The 18,000-nt window shown below is 38.8% G+C and carries 13 protein-coding genes; 4 read left to right on the top strand and 9 right to left on the bottom strand.

Annotated elements, in window-relative coordinates:
- Positions 1–7: 7 nt before the first annotated feature.
- Entirely contained in the window at positions 8–940 is a 933-nt protein-coding gene (locus tag FOC45_RS02885; protein ID WP_009392794.1) for a PorP/SprF family type IX secretion system membrane protein, read from the top strand.
- Between the two features lie 43 nt (positions 941–983).
- Here FOC45_RS02885 and FOC45_RS02880 read toward each other — a convergent pair whose 3' ends face one another.
- From FOC45_RS02880 to FOC45_RS02840, 9 genes are all read right to left on the bottom strand, one after another.
- Positions 984–1,856, bottom strand: coding sequence for a DUF4249 family protein (locus FOC45_RS02880; RefSeq protein ID WP_009733844.1), 873 nt, complete (start codon positions 1,854–1,856; stop codon positions 984–986).
- Positions 1,857–1,879: 23 nt separating this feature from the next.
- Positions 1,880–4,252, bottom strand: coding sequence for a TonB-dependent receptor (locus tag FOC45_RS02875; RefSeq protein ID WP_009733845.1), 2,373 nt, complete (start codon positions 4,250–4,252; stop codon positions 1,880–1,882).
- 175 nt (positions 4,253–4,427) lie between these two features.
- Positions 4,428–5,300, bottom strand: coding sequence for an OmpA family protein (locus FOC45_RS02870; protein WP_009733846.1), 873 nt, complete (start codon positions 5,298–5,300; stop codon positions 4,428–4,430).
- Between the two features lie 63 nt (positions 5,301–5,363).
- Entirely contained in the window at positions 5,364–7,037 is a 1,674-nt protein-coding gene (locus FOC45_RS02865) for an OstA-like protein (protein ID WP_009733847.1), read from the bottom strand.
- A 67-nt stretch (positions 7,038–7,104) separates the two neighbouring features.
- On the bottom strand, positions 7,105–8,547 hold the full coding sequence (locus FOC45_RS02860) for a beta-N-acetylhexosaminidase (RefSeq protein ID WP_009733848.1): 1,443 nt from the start codon (positions 8,545–8,547) through the stop codon (positions 7,105–7,107).
- An 84-nt stretch (positions 8,548–8,631) separates the two neighbouring features.
- Positions 8,632–10,419 (bottom strand): RagB/SusD family nutrient uptake outer membrane protein, encoded by a 1,788-nt coding sequence (locus tag FOC45_RS02855; protein ID WP_009733849.1) that lies wholly within the window; start codon positions 10,417–10,419, stop codon positions 8,632–8,634.
- Between the two features lie 25 nt (positions 10,420–10,444).
- Positions 10,445–13,540 carry a TonB-dependent receptor gene (locus FOC45_RS02850; protein ID WP_009733850.1) on the bottom strand — a complete coding sequence of 1,032 codons (3,096 nt, stop codon included), beginning with the start codon at positions 13,538–13,540 and terminating at the stop codon, positions 10,445–10,447.
- A gap of 144 nt (positions 13,541–13,684) precedes the next feature.
- Positions 13,685–14,446: an acyl-[acyl-carrier-protein] thioesterase gene (locus FOC45_RS02845; RefSeq protein WP_009733851.1), complete on the bottom strand. Its 762-nt coding sequence runs from the start codon at positions 14,444–14,446 to the stop codon at positions 13,685–13,687.
- Between the two features lie 9 nt (positions 14,447–14,455).
- Positions 14,456–15,247, bottom strand: coding sequence for an HAD family hydrolase (locus tag FOC45_RS02840; protein WP_009733852.1), 792 nt, complete (start codon positions 15,245–15,247; stop codon positions 14,456–14,458).
- A 283-nt stretch (positions 15,248–15,530) separates the two neighbouring features.
- On the opposite strand from FOC45_RS02840, the gene FOC45_RS02835 reads away from it, so the two are divergent.
- The 3 genes from FOC45_RS02835 (at position 15,531) to glmM (ending at position 17,917) form a co-directional block, all read left to right on the top strand.
- Positions 15,531–15,803: a hypothetical protein gene (locus FOC45_RS02835; RefSeq protein WP_009733854.1), complete on the top strand. Its 273-nt coding sequence runs from the start codon at positions 15,531–15,533 to the stop codon at positions 15,801–15,803.
- A complete protein-coding gene (locus FOC45_RS02830) occupies positions 15,784–16,446 on the top strand; it encodes a nucleotidyl transferase AbiEii/AbiGii toxin family protein (protein ID WP_009733855.1) in 663 nt (220 codons plus the stop codon). Before FOC45_RS02835 ends, FOC45_RS02830 begins: the two co-directional genes overlap by 20 nt.
- Positions 16,447–16,528: 82 nt before the next feature.
- Entirely contained in the window at positions 16,529–17,917 is a 1,389-nt protein-coding gene (gene glmM, locus FOC45_RS02825; RefSeq protein ID WP_009733856.1) for a phosphoglucosamine mutase, read from the top strand.
- Positions 17,918–18,000: the final 83 nt, after the last annotated feature.

Raw genomic sequence — 18,000 nt, 5'->3', positions numbered from 1 at the left:
ATATATAATGAAGAAACTCTTATTGAGCCTTACGTTGCTCGCTCTTGGCCTTGCTAAAGCCCAATCTATAGACCCGTCTTACATTTTCTATCACCAGCATCAGAACTTAGTAAATCCTGCGGCTGTAGGCTTAGAGGTGGGGCATACTGTGTCGGTAGATATTCGCAACCAATTTCGCGATATGATAGAAGCCCCTCTTACGCAGACTTTTTTTACTACACATCGCCTTTCTGAGCGGGTAGGAATGGGCTTTTCGATAGCTAATAACAAGGTTTTTATACAAAAACAAGCGGCTCTGTACCTTGATTTATCTTACAGTATTCCTATTAGCTATAACTCTAATCTGATAGCGGGAGTGAAGTTTGGTGGGGATTTTTTTAATATTGACGGAGGAGAAATACGCAACTATAACTACCTATACAACAATTTTTACCCTAATGGTAGCCGTATGCACCCTACTTATTATTACGATTCGTATCTAAACAGTATTTCGGGTAAGTTTCAGACGAACTTCGGCACAGGCTTATACTATGACCACCCTGATTTTTATATAGGTTTTTCGATGCCTAATATGCTGGTTTCTGATAGGGTACGCCTCGATAATGACGTAATGACCTCGATAGCTGAGAATATGTATTACTATATATTAGCGGGCTACCATTGGCGCATAGATAGTGATGTGACTATCAAGCCCCGCCTGCAATGGCGTTTGGCTAAAGGGAATACCCCCTCTGCTGACCTTACGATAGCGGGGAACTTTGCCCACCGTGCTGAATTGGGCATTACCTATCGCACTGAAAAAGCGGCAAGTGCCTACGTGCTTTTCGATATACCCAACTACTACGTAGCTATAGGTTATGGTTTTGAGAGTTACTTCCAAAGCCACCTTAACCTACAGTCGCGTAACTCTCACGAGTTTTTGGTGCAGTTTAAGTGGTGATTATCAATTTGCCGATTTATCGATTTGTCGATTGGCTGATTTGCTACTTAACTGTGTATTGGAGTGTGGTATATTGTGATACGCGGAAAGCTCCGAGAGGGTTTTCGCGTTTGTTAGTGGTATTGACAATATTGCCTATAGGACGGGTTGGAATAGCAAATGGGCTTTGTCTTCCTGACTGTTGGATAATCGTCTGTAGGAAGTTTTTATATTCAGGTTGAATGCGGTAGAGAAGAACATTCACTACATCGTCTTTCTTGAGCTTTTCATCATTATCAACCCCCGTCATTACGAAGAAGAAGCGGTTATTGGCAATATAGTTATCATCTAAAACGCCATAGGTAGTTTTTGTGGTATTATTCTGAGACAACTTGACCAGATAAGCATTGGCTACCCCATCATTAATACCTTCAAAATAAAAACGCAACTCTTTGCGGTCGCCCAAAAAGCCTCCATTTTCTTTTTGTACAATTCTATTAGAAGCCATTACGGGGGCTTCGAGCATTTTATCCTTAGCTGTATAAGTTTGTCCGTTGAGCTCTATTATCAGCTCGTAATTTTTGCCTAACTGAGGCGCAATACCCGCAGGGAACACATAACGACTACCGCCTTTTAACGGAGTTAGATTATCAGAGGTTATAGTAGAAGTGCCGTCCCAAAGAGTAAGGTTATAGGTTTGGCTATCTGAAATAATCTTCACCACAGCATTATTTACTGCAGGGGAGTGTGTTTCAGCAAAATAAGGTTCGGTATAGCTAATATCAACTATAGGGTAGGCTTTTGCTTCCCCTTTCTTCCAGTCGAGAGCAGCATCAATTACTAATTTCTGAGGGGCCGTGTCTAACTTTAAGTCGATGACCTCTTCGCAAGAAGTCAGAGCTAAGGCACTGAGGAGTATAATATAAAGATTTTTCATTCTGTTTGTAATTATTTATAGGATTAGAAACTAAAGTTATACGTTACACTAGGTATAATACCAAAAATAGAAAGTTTTACGGCCTCATTGCGCTTGGTATCTTCGTTTTCGCGGAAAGAGACGCTGACAGCATTCTTGCGGTTATACACGTTGTACACCCCAAATACCCATTCGCCTTTCCAACGCTTATTAGTGCGCTCGGGAGTATAGGTAGCCGAAAGGTCTAAACGGTGATAAGTAGGCAGGCGGTATTCGTTGCGCTTGCTATAAACAGGAAGAGTTTTGCCTAAGTAGCTATAACGCCCTACAGGATAATTAGTTGGTAACCCCGACTGTAGGTTGAATACTGCCCCAAACGTCCATTTAGGAGAGGCTTCGTAAGTAGCCGTGATAGAGAGGTCGTGAGGTTTATCGTAAGCTGCACTATACCAATCGCCGTAGTTAATACCTATTTCGTCAGGAGTACGCCCTTTGGTTTGCATTTCTGATTTAGAAAGCGTATAGGCTATCCAGCCTGTTAGTTTGCCTGTATTTTTGCGTAATAGCACTTCTAAACCGTAAGCTCTATTTTCTCCTGAAAGTAGCACACGCTCAATAGCCTCATTAGCAACAAGATTTGCCCCATCGATATAATCTAAGCGGTTTTGTACTTTTTTATAATAAGTCTCTACCTCTACGCTATATTTATCTTCAAAAATATTAGAAGCATAACCTAATGCTACTTGGTCTGCAATTTGTGGCTTGATAAACTCATCACTTGGCGCCCAGACATTCAAAGGAGAAGGTGAGGCTGTGTTAGAAATCAGATGTACATACTGAGCTGTACGTGCATAGCTCGCTTTTACCGACTTGGTATCGCTAAAAGCATAACTCATCGTAAAGCGAGGTTCAAAATTAGAATACAAGTCGATAATACGATTGCTACCATAGTATTTAGTGCCTATAGCAGAACCTTGGTAATACACTTGTCGGTTGGCATTATACCCTACTGGATTATTGTTAGCATATACATTTACAGTACGTTTCCCTAAACTATAAAAATTACTGAAACGCAATCCGTACGACAGTGTAAGAGCATCTCCTAACTTCTGCTCGGCATCGGCATAAAAGCCCATTTCGGCAGCATATCTGTGCTCAAGTATGCGCTCTTGTATAGTAGAAGCAGAGGTTTTAGGTACTATTTTACCAGGTTTAAACACATAGTATAAGCCTTGAAATCCATAAGTGAGTTTGAATTTTTCGGAAATATAGTTTTTGAAGTCGTATTTCAGGTTGAAATTCTCAATTCCTGAAGTCCATTTCATATCAATAAAACTAAAATCGAACTTATAGTCGTAATTGCTGTAAATGGCTGAAAGGTTAGAGAAGAGTTTATCAGTAAAAAGATGATTCCAACGCAAATTTATCAAGGCATTGCCGTAAGTATTGGTAAGGTTTTCGCTAAGTATAAAACTATCGCGACCAAAATAGCCAGAAAGATATAAAGCGTTATTAGGATTCAGCTGATAAGAGAGTTTAGTATTGAGGTCATAGAAATAGGCTGAGTTTTTATTATCACTCAACTTCAAGAAAAGATGCGCATACGAAGCACGCCCCCCAATAAGAAAAGAGGCTTTGTCTTTTAGAATAGGTCCTTCAGCAAGTAAGCGAGACGAGAGGACACCTATACCGCCCGTAGCAGCAAACTTATTCTTATTACCTTCTTTTTGATAAATATCTAAAACAGAAGCAATACGCCCACCATAACGCGCTGGTATTCCCCCTTTGTAGAGCTTCATATCGCGTACGGCATCAGCATTGAAGACACTTAGAAAGCCAAAAAGGTGAGAGGCATTGAAGATAGTTGCTTCATCGAGAAGCACTAAGTTTTGGTCAGCAGCCCCTCCACGCACATTGAAGCCTGATGATGCCTCGCCTGCATTGCTAACACCAGGCATCTGCATTAGGGTTTTAATAATATCTACTTCGCCTACTAATACTGGAAGCTTTTTCACTGTAGTAATAGGAATAGTCGCTACACTCATTTCGGGTTTGCGCACCTCTGTTTTTTGTACAGTATTATGAGCGGTAATCTCTACCCCTGTCAGCGCAATTTCTTCAGGTATTAGTTTGTAGTCTTTGCGAATATTTTTATTAAGTACTATTGTTTCTTCGCGAGTGCCATAGCCTATATATTCTATTGATAGGGTGTATTTCCCCTCTGGAAGGGTAATAGAATAAAAGCCATACTCGTTAGTAGAAGTGCCGGTGTGCAGTTCTTTGATAACGAAGTTTACCCCTAATAGTTTTTCACCATTAGAAGCATCGGATATTGAACCACTAAGCGTATATTTATGTTGAGCAAAAATAGCTGTTGTTGTTACTAAAAAAAATAGTAGTAAGCACTTTTTTTTCATAGGTTATCTATTATCTTGTCTTATTTTGGGTGCAAAGGTATAAATAAACTTTTGATACAAAAAAAGTTTTTGCATTTCTATACAAAATAAAATATTTCCTATACAAAAAGTCAGCTATTAGTGTAGGCTAATAGCTGACTTTTATCTGATTTACCAATTTTTTCAATTTTGCTAATTATTTTCCTTTTCCTCCGATAGCAGGGTCTTTCATACCCTCTTCTATCATAGTGTAGAACTGGTCGAGCTTAGGCAATACCACTATGCGGGTACGGCGATTTTGAGCACGGCCTTCGGCAGTAGTGTTAGAAGCTACAGGCACGTAGTAGCTGCGCCCAGCAGCGGTCATACGCTCAGGTGCAATACCAAAATCGTTTTGTAGCACTCGTACTATTTCGGTAGCACGCATTACGCTTAAATCCCAGTTATCACGTATACAGTCTTTCTTAATTCTCACATCATCAGTGTGTCCTTCTACCATAAACTCGAAGTCTGGCTTGTTTTTCACTACCTTAGCCACTTTTTCGAGTACATTTTTAGCATTTTTAGAGATTGTATAGCTACCACTGCTAAACAACATCTTGTCTGATATATTGATAAATACTACCCCTTTTTCTACTTTTATATCTACATCTTGGTCGTCAAGATTGCCTAATACCCCTTTTAGACTTTGTACTAAAGCTAGGTTTACAGAGTCGCGACGGGTAACAGCATCGCGTAGGTTTTTGATAGTAAGGTCTTTCTCGCGTAGGCTTTCTAATGATTTTTCAAGGTTTTCAGCTCCTTTTTGGGTAAGAGTAGTAAGATTGCCCATATTGTGTATGAGCTGCTGATTGTTCTCCTTTAGTAGCTCATTTTGATTTTTTAGACTTTCTGCCTTATAGGTCAATTTATTCTTTTCATCTAAACACATATTCAACTTCACAGTTGCGCTGTTTAGCAAATCTTCTGTTTGTTTGTGTCTCGCCTCTAATTCAGCATATTTTTTCTTAGACACACATCCTGTGGTCAGTAGCGCCAATCCTGCAATGGCAATAAATAATTTCTTCATATTGTTCTGTTTTTTTTATATATTCTCGTTAATTTAAGTGTGCAATAAAAATGCCAACCTTGTCTATTTCTCTTTTTTAGGAGAGTTTTGCATTGGTAGTGACTCAGTCTTCTGAGTACTTTTGCTCAGTGCATTTTCTACCTCATCTATCTCCTCTGGCGTCTTCATTCCCTTTATTTCTTTAGGTTTTAGCTGTTTTTCCTCTTCACTAAAAATAGCCTCTTTAGAAGCAATACGTTCGTCTCCACGCCATACAAACTCTTTGAACTTACGATCATTGATATGCAACTTGTCTTCTGGATACAAATTGCCCGAAGGCTGTGTAATGAACACGGTTTGCAGTATCTGTTGGTCTTTATCTAAATACAACTTAATATGGCTGCAACTCAGTTTGTTGATTCCGATGAGCTCTTTGGTGTCGTTATACACGTAATAGATAGACTCAGTATTCTGTAGGAAATCAATCTGGCGCAAGGCATTGTTTTTGAATTTTCCATATAAAAACTTGCCTTTCACTTGGTTATAACCAGTACCTAGGGTATCTTTCTCTATTACCAAAGCATTCTGGAAGACTTTTAGCGAGTCTAACTGCTCTGTTTTCAGATTGGCTATCAGGTGTATATTATCGCCTGTCATCTGGCTTTCACCCGTCCAAGCGACTGGTTTACCTACTAATTGAGTAAGTCCGTTTGCCTCGTTGGAGTGTATTGAGTCGCATTTGGCTTGCATATCCGATTTGAATATACGCGCATCGGGATAAGCACGAATAATACGATGTTTATTCTTGCCCGTAACTAATATGCGTTTGCCGTGCATATACAAAGAATCTTTCTCTACTAAACTGATTATCAAGGCTTTTTTTGTAATAAACATCGAGTCTTTCGCCTTGTGTATCTCTCCGTAATGCCCTTTAACAAAGGTTTTATTTATGGTGTCTGAAATAAATATATTATTAGAACCTGAGGCAAACTGACGGCGTTTATCAAAATACAAACTGTCGCCTACCAACGTTTTCTGGTCGTACTCTATTTTGGCATTTTTCATAAAATAGCCCTGCTCACGCCGCGTATCATAATAACCTCTCTCGCAATAAACCTTATAGTCAGCCCCTGCGATAGTGGTTTTGCCATAAAAATAAGCATTGCCAGAATTGTGGTAATAATCTAATACCTGTGAGTGTACGGTAAAATCTTTGTTTACTATCTTTACCGAATTAGTAAACTGATTTTTCTTGGTAGTGGCATAGTACTTACCTGTTTTACTGGTCAGCTCATTATCAGGGTCGGTTATCTTTCCAAAATTGTTATAATAAGCCTCTTGCGTATTGCGGTCAAAGAAAAGCTCTTGGGTTTCAAGGGTCATATTGCCGTTGCGCAATACTACATTTTGCTTAGCTACAGCTGTTTTAGTATTTCCTTTATAGGCTACATACTGACTATTCATCTGCAAGGTATCGCCCTGTTGTAGCACCACATCGCCGTGAGCTATCACCTCATTACGCTCTTCGTACAAGACCGCCAAGTCACACCAAACCTCTAACCCTTGATGCCGAAACTGAACCCGCTGCCCATCTGTTTTAAATATAGTGGCTCCAGGGTATTTAACATTGTCAATAGTGAATTCGCCCCCATAGATAATTTCTATCCGCTTAGTTTTTGGGGGTTCCGTTTGTGCTATCGCCTCTTGTAACCAGAAAGCAAAAACGGATAATAATATGTAAAAAAAACTATTTTTCATTCAGAAGTAACTCATTGAGAATGCAAAGATAGAAAATAATTGACAATTGACAATTGACTATCGACAATTAATTTGCTAACTCTACTGGTACTCTATAGTTCACCCCTTGATGCCATAGATAGTTAAGCTGCCCCTCTAAGCGGTCTACAAATGTCTGCCAAGAACGTTGTGGCATTTGTGTCCAACCTACTTCTGAAAGGGCAAGTGCCCGTGGATAGGTCATATAAAAAGCCCTAAAAAGGTCTTTTACGCTTTCACCCCAAATAGTTGCTTCTACCCCCAAAATATGTTGCTTTTCTTGTTCGGTTGTAAGCGTAAAAGCAGGGTTGAACTCATACACACGCTGCAGGCTAAGGGTAGGCATCCAACCTACATTAGGAAGGTCGTCTTTTGCTTGTGGATAGTCGAAATAGGCATACTCCCCGGGCGAACATATCACTTTGAAATTGTCTTTTAACGCGCGTTCTAACACTTTAGGGGTAGTACGCATCCGCCACAAAAACATTACACTATTCTGTGGATAAGTAGGCACTTCTAGCTCCATCCATATGAGCGGTTGTTTGCCATTTTTCACTAAGGACTCATTTACTCTTTTGAAAAAGTAACTCATCAACTGCTGGTCGTCAGTAGTCTGCAGTTTTTTCTTAAGCTGTTGTACTTCAGCATTTTCAATCCATTTATCTAAGGGCGCTTCATCACCCCCAATATGGAAATACTTGCAAGGAAACACCTCTGACAGCTCGCTGATAACATCATCTACAAATGTATAAACAGACTCTTTGCTTACACACAAGAGGTTTTTAGATACCCCCGCTGTAGTGCGTACCTCTATGATTGTATCATTGCAACTAAGGAAAGGATAAGCTGCTACTGCCGCATCATTATGACCAGGGATATCAAACTCTGGTATTAGCTGTACATTGCGCTCTAAAGCGTAACGCACCAACTCTTTCATCTGCTCTTGGGTATAAAAGCCTTCGTTATTGCGCTTACTACCCTCGAAGTTTTTGCGTTTTGAGCCTATCTCTGTCAGTTTAGGATATTTTTTTATCTCTATACGCCATCCTTGATCGTCATTAAGATGCAAATGCAGGTAATTGAATTTGTACTGAGACATCACATCTATATACTTCTTCAGGTCGTCTATCTTCCAATAATGACGAGCAGGATCGACCATTAAGGCGCGGTAGGCAAAACGAGGCGCATCAGTAATGGTAAGGCAAGGCAACGACTGTTTGCGTTCTTTTTTTGCCTGAAATACCAACTGCTTAAGTGTTTGCTCAGCATAGTATTTACCTGCTTCAGTAGCGTATTTAGCCACTATTTTCTTAGGTTGAATAAGCAGCTGATAGCCTTCAGGATGAGCTATTTGCGCATCTTTTAAATAAGTAATAGGCGTATCAATAGCACAAGTGCCTTTGTGATAACGCACTTCATTAGGCTGAGGCACTACATTTATCTGTGCCGAAAGCCCCCAACTAAACAGAAGTAAAAAATAATATAGTTTCATAAGTGTTAGAATTCAAAAGAGCACTGCCTAAAAGAAAAATCATTTTCTCTCAGACAGTTGCTCTTATTATCTACAAAGTTCAAATTAATATCCTGGATTTTGGTTCATTCCTGAATTTTTGTTTTTATCTAAAGCTGTAGTAGGCAGTGGCATATACATTAAACGTTGGTTCCAAACCTTATCCACTCCTGGATTTCCTACTACATCATAAATTTTACCTGTCATTACTGCACTTGCAGCTTCACTGCCTTTATAACCACCATTTCGCTGGTTATCTTCATACAGCCTAATATCAAAGAAACGCAATCCTTCACCGGCAAGTTCTATACGGCGTTCTTTGCGGATAAAGTCAAGAGCATCGTTTTTCGAAAGAGCTGTAGGCACATTAGGCATACCTGCCCGTACTCGTAGTTTGTTAAGTTCAGCCACTGCAGAACCATCATAGCCTGTATTTTGAGTATGAGCTTCAGCATAAATGAGCAACATTTCAGCCAATCGAATTACGGGGAAATCTACTCCAGTACCATAATAACCTCCTCCCCATATAGTAGTCACATCATCTGCTCCACTCATCTTTCTAAAAGCATAACCACTACGCCCATAATTTACCACATCGGGTATATATTGCTGGTATTCATCAGCACGATATTTATTAATAGCTGAGAAAGGGAAAAGAATTGAAGCGTACAAACGGCTATCTCTGTTTTTAAACTGACTTAAGTAGGCTTTATTTGGCAATGAGTTGACTATGCTATTGACTGCTTGGCTATAAGTAAGATGATTATTTGTTTCTATAGCACTCACTTCTGCTGCCAATGCTTTATAAGCATCGATACGTTGCTGCATTGTAGCAAGGGTTGGACGTGTTTTACCATCTGCTGCCCAATAAGCATCTACTAATTCTTGTATAGGCACAATTGTAGCCCATGCTTGTTTTTCGACTAAGTTAGGTGTCATTAGACAAGTAACTCGTACCCAATCGCATTCGCGTTCGTTAGGTGCATACTCTTTAGCAATGATAGTTTCTTTGCTATTATCAGCTTGCCAAATATCCTGATAGTTAAAAATACCTTTTATAAAATCTGTTTCACTAAGCCCATAAGCTGAAAAATCAACAAACTTTTTAAAATATTCAGCATCTTTCATCATTTGAGGGGTAAGTGCTGTTATTTGGTGTAACTGATAACCTCCGTTATCTATCACATAACGAGCAGCAGTTTCAGCTTGGTCATATTTACCAAAGTAATAAGCAAGACGAGCTTTGATAGCATATGCTTTTACCTTGTTAAAAGTACCTCTATCATTAACAGAAGGGAGCCCTGCTATAGCTTCGTCTAACTCTTTAAGCACCCAAGTTCTAATTTCAGTAGCAGAAGTTTTCGGTAATCCATCAGGGTAATCATTAGCAATTTTAGTCACAAGAGGAACATCACCAAAGTAAAGGGTCAAACAGCCATAAACCCAAGCACGCATTGTTCGTGCTTCGTACTTATACTTTTCTCTATCATTAGCAGGTACTTCAGTAAAATCATCTATTTTTTCGAGTAATTGATTACAAACGCGTACAGATGAATAATAGCCTTCGTAACCAAAATCTAAACTTGCCGTAAGCGAGTTATTTTGTACGGCTGCCCCATTGCTATCCCAAGCATTTCGGGAATATCCGTTATCGGCAAAACCATCTGTAAAGATACTTCCATATCCTTCTGGTATTTGGTTATAGATATTATTTCTAAGACCAACCGCTAATTCAGCATCTATTTTTGAAGGGTCTAAGCTTCCTTGTGGTGTTTTCTCAAAGAAATCATCACTACAACTCACTATTGCCATCAAAGCAACAGCAGCAAGCATTTTTTGTATGATTGTTTTCATTATTTATTCTGTATTTAAATTAAAGTTAGAATGAAAAAGAAAGACCAGCAGTATAATTTTTAATACCTAATGAATAGCCACGACCACTAGCTACTTCGGGGTCAAAGTCTTTCATACGTTTATCAGCTCTGAAAGTAAAGAGGTTATCGCCTGAAATATATACACGTGCATTAGTAACTCCTAACATTTTTTGCACATTATTTGGCAAAGAGTAACTAAGAGTAATATTCTTAATTCTGAAATAAGCAGCGTTAAATAACCAGAAAGAAGAATTATGGCTATTGTATTTGAATCGAGGGTCTGAAGGGACAAATAGTTTAGGATAGCTTGCTCCCTGATTGTTAGCTGTCCAATAATCTAATTGCCAATCACGGGGTACTGAGTTATCAAAAAATGCTTGTGAGGCTTCATTTTCTAAATATACCTTTACATTGGCTACTCCTTGCCCTAGAACTGAAAGAGTAAACTTCTTATAATTGATATCTAAGTTGAAACCATAAGTAAAATTAGGTACATCATTACCTACTACTGTACGGTCTTTAGAATTTATAACCTTATTTCCATCTTGATCTACATAGCGTATCATACCTTCTTCAGGAGCTTGATCTTCTAACGGTATAATTCTATTATTAGCAATATCGTCTTTTGAATAAAGTCCATCTGCTTCATACATATAGAAGTCGCCTATAGATCCTCCTTTTTTATAGATCCAGTAACTACTTGGAGGAAGTTCATCTACTTTATCCCCCAAATCTTCAATGATATTCTTGTTATAAGTAGCATTGAAAGAGATATTATATGAAAAGTCATTAAACTCTTTATGGTGAGAAACTACAAATTCTACTCCTTTATTACGTACCTTTCCTACATTGCGTGCAGGTATCTGACTTGATGAAAGTCCTGTCTCTCCCATTATATCATTTGCACGAATTAGGATACCATCAGTAAGACGGTTATAATAGTCAAAAGTAAGTCCAAAAAGACCTTTAGCTATACTCAAGTCTATACCAAAGTCGGTAGTAGTAGTACTTTCCCAAGTAAGGTCTTTATTACCAATTCTTCCTTCTGTAAGGACTGATTGGCTTTGCCCTCCTATTAGAGCTGTCCCTGTATTATTATAGGTAGAATATGTATCGTACAAACCTATGTTATTGATATTACCATTCTTACCCCAAGAAGCACGTAGTTTGAGAGCATCAATCCAAGTAAGATTTTTCATAAAATCTTCTTGTTCTACACGCCAACCAGCTGAAAAAGAAGGGAAATAGCCCCAGCGCCCTTGTTTAGCAAAACGTGAAGAAGCATCGGCACGGAAATTGGCTTCAAGAAGATATTTTTGAGCATACGTATAGCCTAACCTACCAAAAAAGGAACCTATACTTTCATCTAAGTAATAATCCTCATCCTTACTATTAGTAGTAATTTGGTCACCTTCTTTTACTGAACCTCCGGTAAAATCATTCATACTATTACTTGCAAAGTTTTTACGTCCTATAGTGATACGTCTGTATTTGTACACATTAGCGGCTGCTCCAAGCATTACTGTTAGTGAATGTTTTTCATTAAAAACGGGGTCATAATTTAGCCAACCATCATAAGAAAACTTATCTGAGTATAACCAATCCATATCCATTTGGTTTACTTTAGAACCAGACCCAGCAATATTAGTAACAGCAGGATTTAAAAAACTGGGTACCCCTTTGCGTTTATTGATAAATGAAAATCCACGATAATCTAAATAGTTATACCCAAATTGATTGGTAATTTTAACATCTTTTATAGGGCGTATTTCTGCAGATAAAGAACCTAACAAACGGCGAGTAGTAGAGTTAGCACGCCCGTTTTCTGCCCATTGACGCAATGGGTTAGCAGAAGTTTCTTCACCCGTAGTTTGCCTGCCATTTCGCACAGAGCCCCACTCTCCGTTAGAGTGTTTAGCTACTTGGGTAGGAGGTACTCGCAACGATTCAACAAAATTTGCACCTCCGTTATCTCTATTAAACTTCTCGTATACTACATTTATATTAGAAGTAATAGTAAGCCATTTTTTTACTTCAGAAGATGTTTTAGAATTGATGTTATAACGTTTGGTATCTTGCCCGCGAGTCATACTCTCGTCTTTAAGGAAACCAACACCTACTACATAGGTAAATTTATCTGAACCTCCTGAAAACTGAATATTATGTTTGTTTAAAAAACTTTGTTTTCGCAAGATAAGATCAAACCAATTAGTATTAGGATAGCGGTCTGGATCTGAACCATCGCGATATTTACGTATCATTTCATCATTGAAAGTAAGGTTAGCCTCAGTTACCCCTGTATTGCGCTCGGCTTCTCTATACATTTCAGCATATTGGGCTGAACTTACCACTTTAGGCAAATAAGTAGGCATCTGTATAGTGGTAGAGCCATCATAACTAATTTGCATTACACCTTTCTTACCCGATTTAGTAGTAACAAGCACTACCCCATAGGCAGCTTTTGCACCATAAATAGCTGCTGATGAAGCATCTTTGAGAAAAGAAATATTTTCAATGCTATTAGGATCAAGAGACTCGAAGAAACCACTACTTACCTCCATACCATCTACTATGTATAGAGGGCTTGAACTACCTAAGTTACCTCTACCACGAATGTTAAGAGACGTACCTCCTGGACGAGAAATAATAGTAACACCAGGCACTGAACCTTGCAGTGTTTTTACAATGTTTGACGAAGGGCGACTCTCAAGTTTTTTACTATCTACTGAAGCTACTGCTCCTGTAAGATTTGTTTTCTTCTGAGTACCATACCCTACTACTACTACTTCGGTAAGCTGTTGGGTGTCTTCTTTTAACGTTATGTTAAACTTTTGCACCTTTGCTGCCCCTACAGTTCTCTCTTGGGTAGCATAGCCTACTGAACTAAACACCAATACACTGCCTTGTGCTGCCTCTATGGCGTATTTACCGTCCATATCGGTAGCAATACCATGTGTAGTGGCTTTCACTTGTACACTCACCCCTGGTAGAGGCGAGCCTGTTTCATCGGTTACTATACCGGAAATTTGTTTGTTTTGCGCTAAGAGCACAGGGCTAAAACCCCATACTAACATTAGCAGTAAGAAGATTTTTCTTTCCATACTTCTAAAACTTTCTATTGGTTTTTCACGGAGCAAAGATGCGATAAAAAAGAAAAACAAACAAATATTTTAGAAGTTTTTTGTGATTTATTTTGTTAAAAATTTAACACTCCTTATAATATAAGTAAAAAACAAGAAACAAAATTATATTCTCTCTGCTATCCAGTGTGATATAAAGGCAGGTTTGGCTCCTCCTATCTTTTGGGCATAGTGGTAAGTTTCTACTACATTATGAGCTTCATCTAAATATCGCCCTTTGCTCTTAAAGCCTTGCATCACATCGCCCATAAAGGTTTCTGATAGAAAATTGATACTGTACTCTTTGATAACAAACTCACGGTGATTGCGCTCTGTCATCATATCGAGTGCCCACTGGGTGTATTTCACATTATTTACGTGCGAGTTCATATCTAAATCGCTGACACGCACAGGAAACTCTTTTACTAAGTTCATTTCGCTGGGTAAGGTAATGCGCTCCGTGCGAAACGAGAGTCCGCCGTCTGTGCGAGGAAAGAATATTTCTTGCTGGTCGGTTAGCTCAATAGGACGGCGAGACTGTATGTCCATTGTTATCCAAGTGCTGGCACTCTCTCCTATTTTCTCGCCTTTGCAGTAAAGTTCAAATTCGCGAAAAGCATATACCCCTTGTATGGGCAACGACCACGTATGTACTGTAATTTGCTCATTCCACTCAGGCCAACGGGTCATTTTGAGTTTTTGTTGCACCAATGCCCAGAAAAAGCCTTTCTGTATGAGCTGACGGTAACCAAAACCGAGGTATGAAGCGTGTTCGGCAGCTATATCTTGTAGCATACCAAGTACACCATAAAGTCCTAATTGATTATTGAGGTTTACCTGTGTGCTACGCACTTTATAGGTTTCTGTAAAGATTGTTTTATTATCCATTTTAATAAATTATAAATTTTGAATTACTTTTTGAATGGTTCGCACTACGCCGGCTTCATTATTGTCGTATTCGGTAACGTGGGCGGCAAGAGCTTTAAGCTCGTCTTGAGCATTTTTCATCGCATAGCTGTGAGTGGCACATTGTATCATCTCTACATCATTTAGATGGTCGCCAAAAACCATTGTTTCATCTGGAGTGATACCCAAATGTGCCTGCAGATGACTGATAGCATCGCCCTTATTCACATCTTTACGGGTGATGTCTAACCATATTTCGCCCGACACCACTACGTTGAAATCTTTGCTGTATTGCTGCAAATACGGATAAGAATTAAGGCGAGAGATACCCTCATCGCAGATAGTGATTTTAAAAATCTCATCGTCTATATTAGCAAAATCAGTTACTTGCGTATGAGCTGGGTAATGACGTGCTATCTCGTTAAAAATCCACTCACTATCAGTTTTTATATAAGCACTTTTTTTGCCACAGAGGGCTACCCCTATGCGGTCTATTTGGGCACAAGTGCGCAATATAGGCAAGTAAGAAGCGAAGTCCATTGTGCGCTCGAAGAGGGTACGCCCTTGATAAATGAGCGAAGCCCCATTATCGGGAGCAAAAGCGATAAGGTGCTTAATAGGTGCGAACAACTCATACAAGCTCTGAATTTGTCGCCCACTGGCTACACAAAAGAGGATTCCTTTTTGATGTACTCGTTCAAACACTTTCCAAAAAAGGTGTGGTATTTCTTTTTGATTATTGACGAGGGTACCGTCAATGTCCGAGACTATTAGTTTTATCATACGAATAAGATTTTGCGGCAAAGATACAAAATAATTTGCCAATTTCGCGATTTGGCGATGAGATAATTTGGGAGGGCAGAGAAGGCTGGGAAGAATGGGAGGGCTGGGGATTAGGATATATTGTCTTATCCTTCGCTTATCCTTCGCTCATCGTTCGGTTATCGTTCGCTCTTCCTATATCATTTGTATAAAGTAAATAGTAAGAGAAATTTTTTCTAATTTTTAAAACTTGTCAATTCGGTAATAATTCGTATATTTGCAACAATAAAACATAACTTTTAAAATGAAAAGTGCATTTTTAGATAAAAAATTTAGAGATTGTATACATCCTAGAGTTTTTTGGGATTGTAATTTCGAGGAATTGGATATAAAAAAAGATAAAGTTTTTATCATTGGTAGAGTTCTAATGAGAGGAACTGACAAAGAAATACACTTTATAGAAGATAATTTTTCACTGAAAGAAATAAAAGAAGCTGTTGAAAAATCAACAGAAGTAGATGATATATGTGTAAATTATTATAGAAAGTTATATCTGTATGAGAGTAGAAGGAAATAAGGCTATAGAAGAACCCCAAAGAAAATTACTCAGAGAAATAATGTCTTTGGATATCCTCTCGACATATTGCCTAGTAGGAGGAACTAATTTGGCTTTGAGATATGAACATAGAATATCAGTAGATTTAGACATTTTTAGATATAATCCTATTGCTAATATAGAAGAAAACAGAATACTTTCAAATGAAATTAAGAGATTGTTCCCAACAACTGAGATATTAAACGTTTCAAGATTGGGAGCTTTTTTGTATATAAATAATATAAAAGTAGACATTATAGAGTATCCTATTCCTTTTTTCAATATAGAAACTTTAGAAGGCATTCGTTTGGCATCAAAGTTGGATATAGCTGCAATGAAAATAAATGCCATAACCAACAGAGGCACACGTAAAGATTTTTACGATTTATATGAACTTTTAAAAGAATTTAGTTTAAAGGAAATTATTGATAGTTATAAACAAAAATATAAGATTGATAATGTAGAGATGGCGCTACGCTCCCTTATCTATTTTTCTGATGCTGAAGACAATAAAGAACGAAATAACAAAATAATCAGTCTTTGTAATGAAGATTGGGAAGAAGTAAAAGATGTAATAGAAGAAAAATATAATGAGTTATTCTATAATTCATATAGAAAACGATAGCAAATCTGCTTATTTTTTAACTTGTCAATTCAGTAATAATTCTTACCTTTGCAATATATTAATAACAATCGTTAATTAAACTATGGCTTTAATAAAATCTATTTCAGGTATTCGCGGTACTATCGGGGGAGTACCCGATGAAAATCTAACCCCCATCGACGCCGTGAAATTTGCGGCTGCCTATGGCTTCTGGCTTAAAAACCACGTACATAAAACTCGCATAAAAGTGGTAGTGGGGCGCGACGCCCGTCTATCAGGTGAAATGGTGCAAAACCTCGTGCAATATACCCTCATCGGACTGGGTATAGATGTAGTTGATTTGGGACTTAGCACTACACCTACCGTAGAGGTGGCTGTAACAATGGAACAAGCTGACGGGGGTATCATCTTGACTGCAAGTCACAATCCTAAACAATGGAACGCTCTTAAACTTCTTAATAACCAAGGTGAATTTCTTAACGCTCAAGAGGGCGAGGAAATCTTACGCATAGCCGCTGATAACAACGTTGTTTTTGCTGAAGTAGATGCGCTGGGCACTCTCTCGCACAACGATACTTATATACAACGACATATAGACGCCGCTCTATCGCTGTTGCCTTTGGCTACTATCGAGGCGATACGCCAACGCCACTTTAGGGTGGTAGTAGATGCTGTCAATTCTACAGGGGGTATTGCTATCCCTCAGCTCTTAGAACGTTTGGGCGCAGAGGTGTTGCCGCTGTACTGCGAACCTAATGGACACTTCCCTCACAACCCTGAACCGCTAAAAGAGCATTTGGGCGACATCTGTGCTGAAGTAGTAGCCAAAGAAGCTGACTTTGGTATAGTAGTTGACCCTGATGTAGACCGCTTGGCTTTCATCACTGAAAAAGGTGAGATGTTTGGCGAAGAATATACTTTAGTGGCTTGCGCTGACTATATTTTGAGTAAAAATAAAGGTAATGTAGTATCGAACTTATCCTCATCGCGAGCTTTGCGCGACATCGCCAAAAAACACGGGGTGCAGTACGCTGCCTCTGCCGTAGGTGAGGTGAATGTGGTAGCTAAAATGAAGGAAGTGAACGCCATCATAGGGGGCGAAGGCAATGGGGGGATTATCTTCCCTGAATTGCACTACGGACGTGATGCGCTGGTAGGGGTGGCGCTCTTCTTATCGCTGCTAACTGATAAGAATATAACAGTGAGTGCGCTACGCAAAAGCTATCCGGCTTACTATATGAGTAAGAACAAAATAGAACTATCAGCAGGTTTGAATCCTGATAAGGTATTGGCTGCTGTAAAAGAGCGTTACGCACACGAACCTATCACTACCATAGATGGGGTAAAGATTGACTTTCCTAACAGTTGGGTACATTTGAGAAAATCAAACACTGAGCCTATTATCCGCATCTATACTGAGGCTAAAAGTCAGGAAGAAGCTGATGCCCTCGCGCAACGATTTTTAGAAGAAATGAAGGAATTAGCGAATTGATTGGACGATTTGTCAATTTGGCAATTTGTCAATTTGGCGATTTGTCAATTTGGCGATTACTCTTGCTAACGACTAAGGACTAA

It is taken from the genome of Capnocytophaga sp. FDAARGOS_737 (assembly GCF_009730375.1).
Classification (GTDB): Bacteria; Bacteroidota; Bacteroidia; order Flavobacteriales; family Flavobacteriaceae; genus Capnocytophaga; species Capnocytophaga leadbetteri.
Note: the sequence above shows the minus strand (reverse complement) of the source record. Positions and strands in the feature narration are given on the sequence as shown.

Coding starts and splice junctions, on each gene's coding strand:
- FOC45_RS02885 (WP_009392794.1), top strand. CDS start 8: ATGAAGAAACTCTTATTGAGCCTTACGTTGCTCGCTCTTGGCCTTGCT.
- FOC45_RS02880 (WP_009733844.1), bottom strand. CDS start 1,856: ATGAAAAATCTTTATATTATACTCCTCAGTGCCTTAGCTCTGACTTCT.
- FOC45_RS02875 (WP_009733845.1), bottom strand. CDS start 4,252: ATGAAAAAAAAGTGCTTACTACTATTTTTTTTAGTAACAACAACAGCT.
- FOC45_RS02870 (WP_009733846.1), bottom strand. CDS start 5,300: ATGAAGAAATTATTTATTGCCATTGCAGGATTGGCGCTACTGACCACA.
- FOC45_RS02865 (WP_009733847.1), bottom strand. CDS start 7,037: ATGAAAAATAGTTTTTTTTACATATTATTATCCGTTTTTGCTTTCTGG.
- FOC45_RS02860 (WP_009733848.1), bottom strand. CDS start 8,547: ATGAAACTATATTATTTTTTACTTCTGTTTAGTTGGGGGCTTTCGGCA.
- FOC45_RS02855 (WP_009733849.1), bottom strand. CDS start 10,419: ATGAAAACAATCATACAAAAAATGCTTGCTGCTGTTGCTTTGATGGCA.
- FOC45_RS02850 (WP_009733850.1), bottom strand. CDS start 13,540: ATGGAAAGAAAAATCTTCTTACTGCTAATGTTAGTATGGGGTTTTAGC.
- FOC45_RS02845 (WP_009733851.1), bottom strand. CDS start 14,446: ATGGATAATAAAACAATCTTTACAGAAACCTATAAAGTGCGTAGCACA.
- FOC45_RS02840 (WP_009733852.1), bottom strand. CDS start 15,247: ATGATAAAACTAATAGTCTCGGACATTGACGGTACCCTCGTCAATAAT.
- FOC45_RS02835 (WP_009733854.1), top strand. CDS start 15,531: ATGAAAAGTGCATTTTTAGATAAAAAATTTAGAGATTGTATACATCCT.
- FOC45_RS02830 (WP_009733855.1), top strand. CDS start 15,784: ATGAGAGTAGAAGGAAATAAGGCTATAGAAGAACCCCAAAGAAAATTA.
- glmM (WP_009733856.1), top strand. CDS start 16,529: ATGGCTTTAATAAAATCTATTTCAGGTATTCGCGGTACTATCGGGGGA.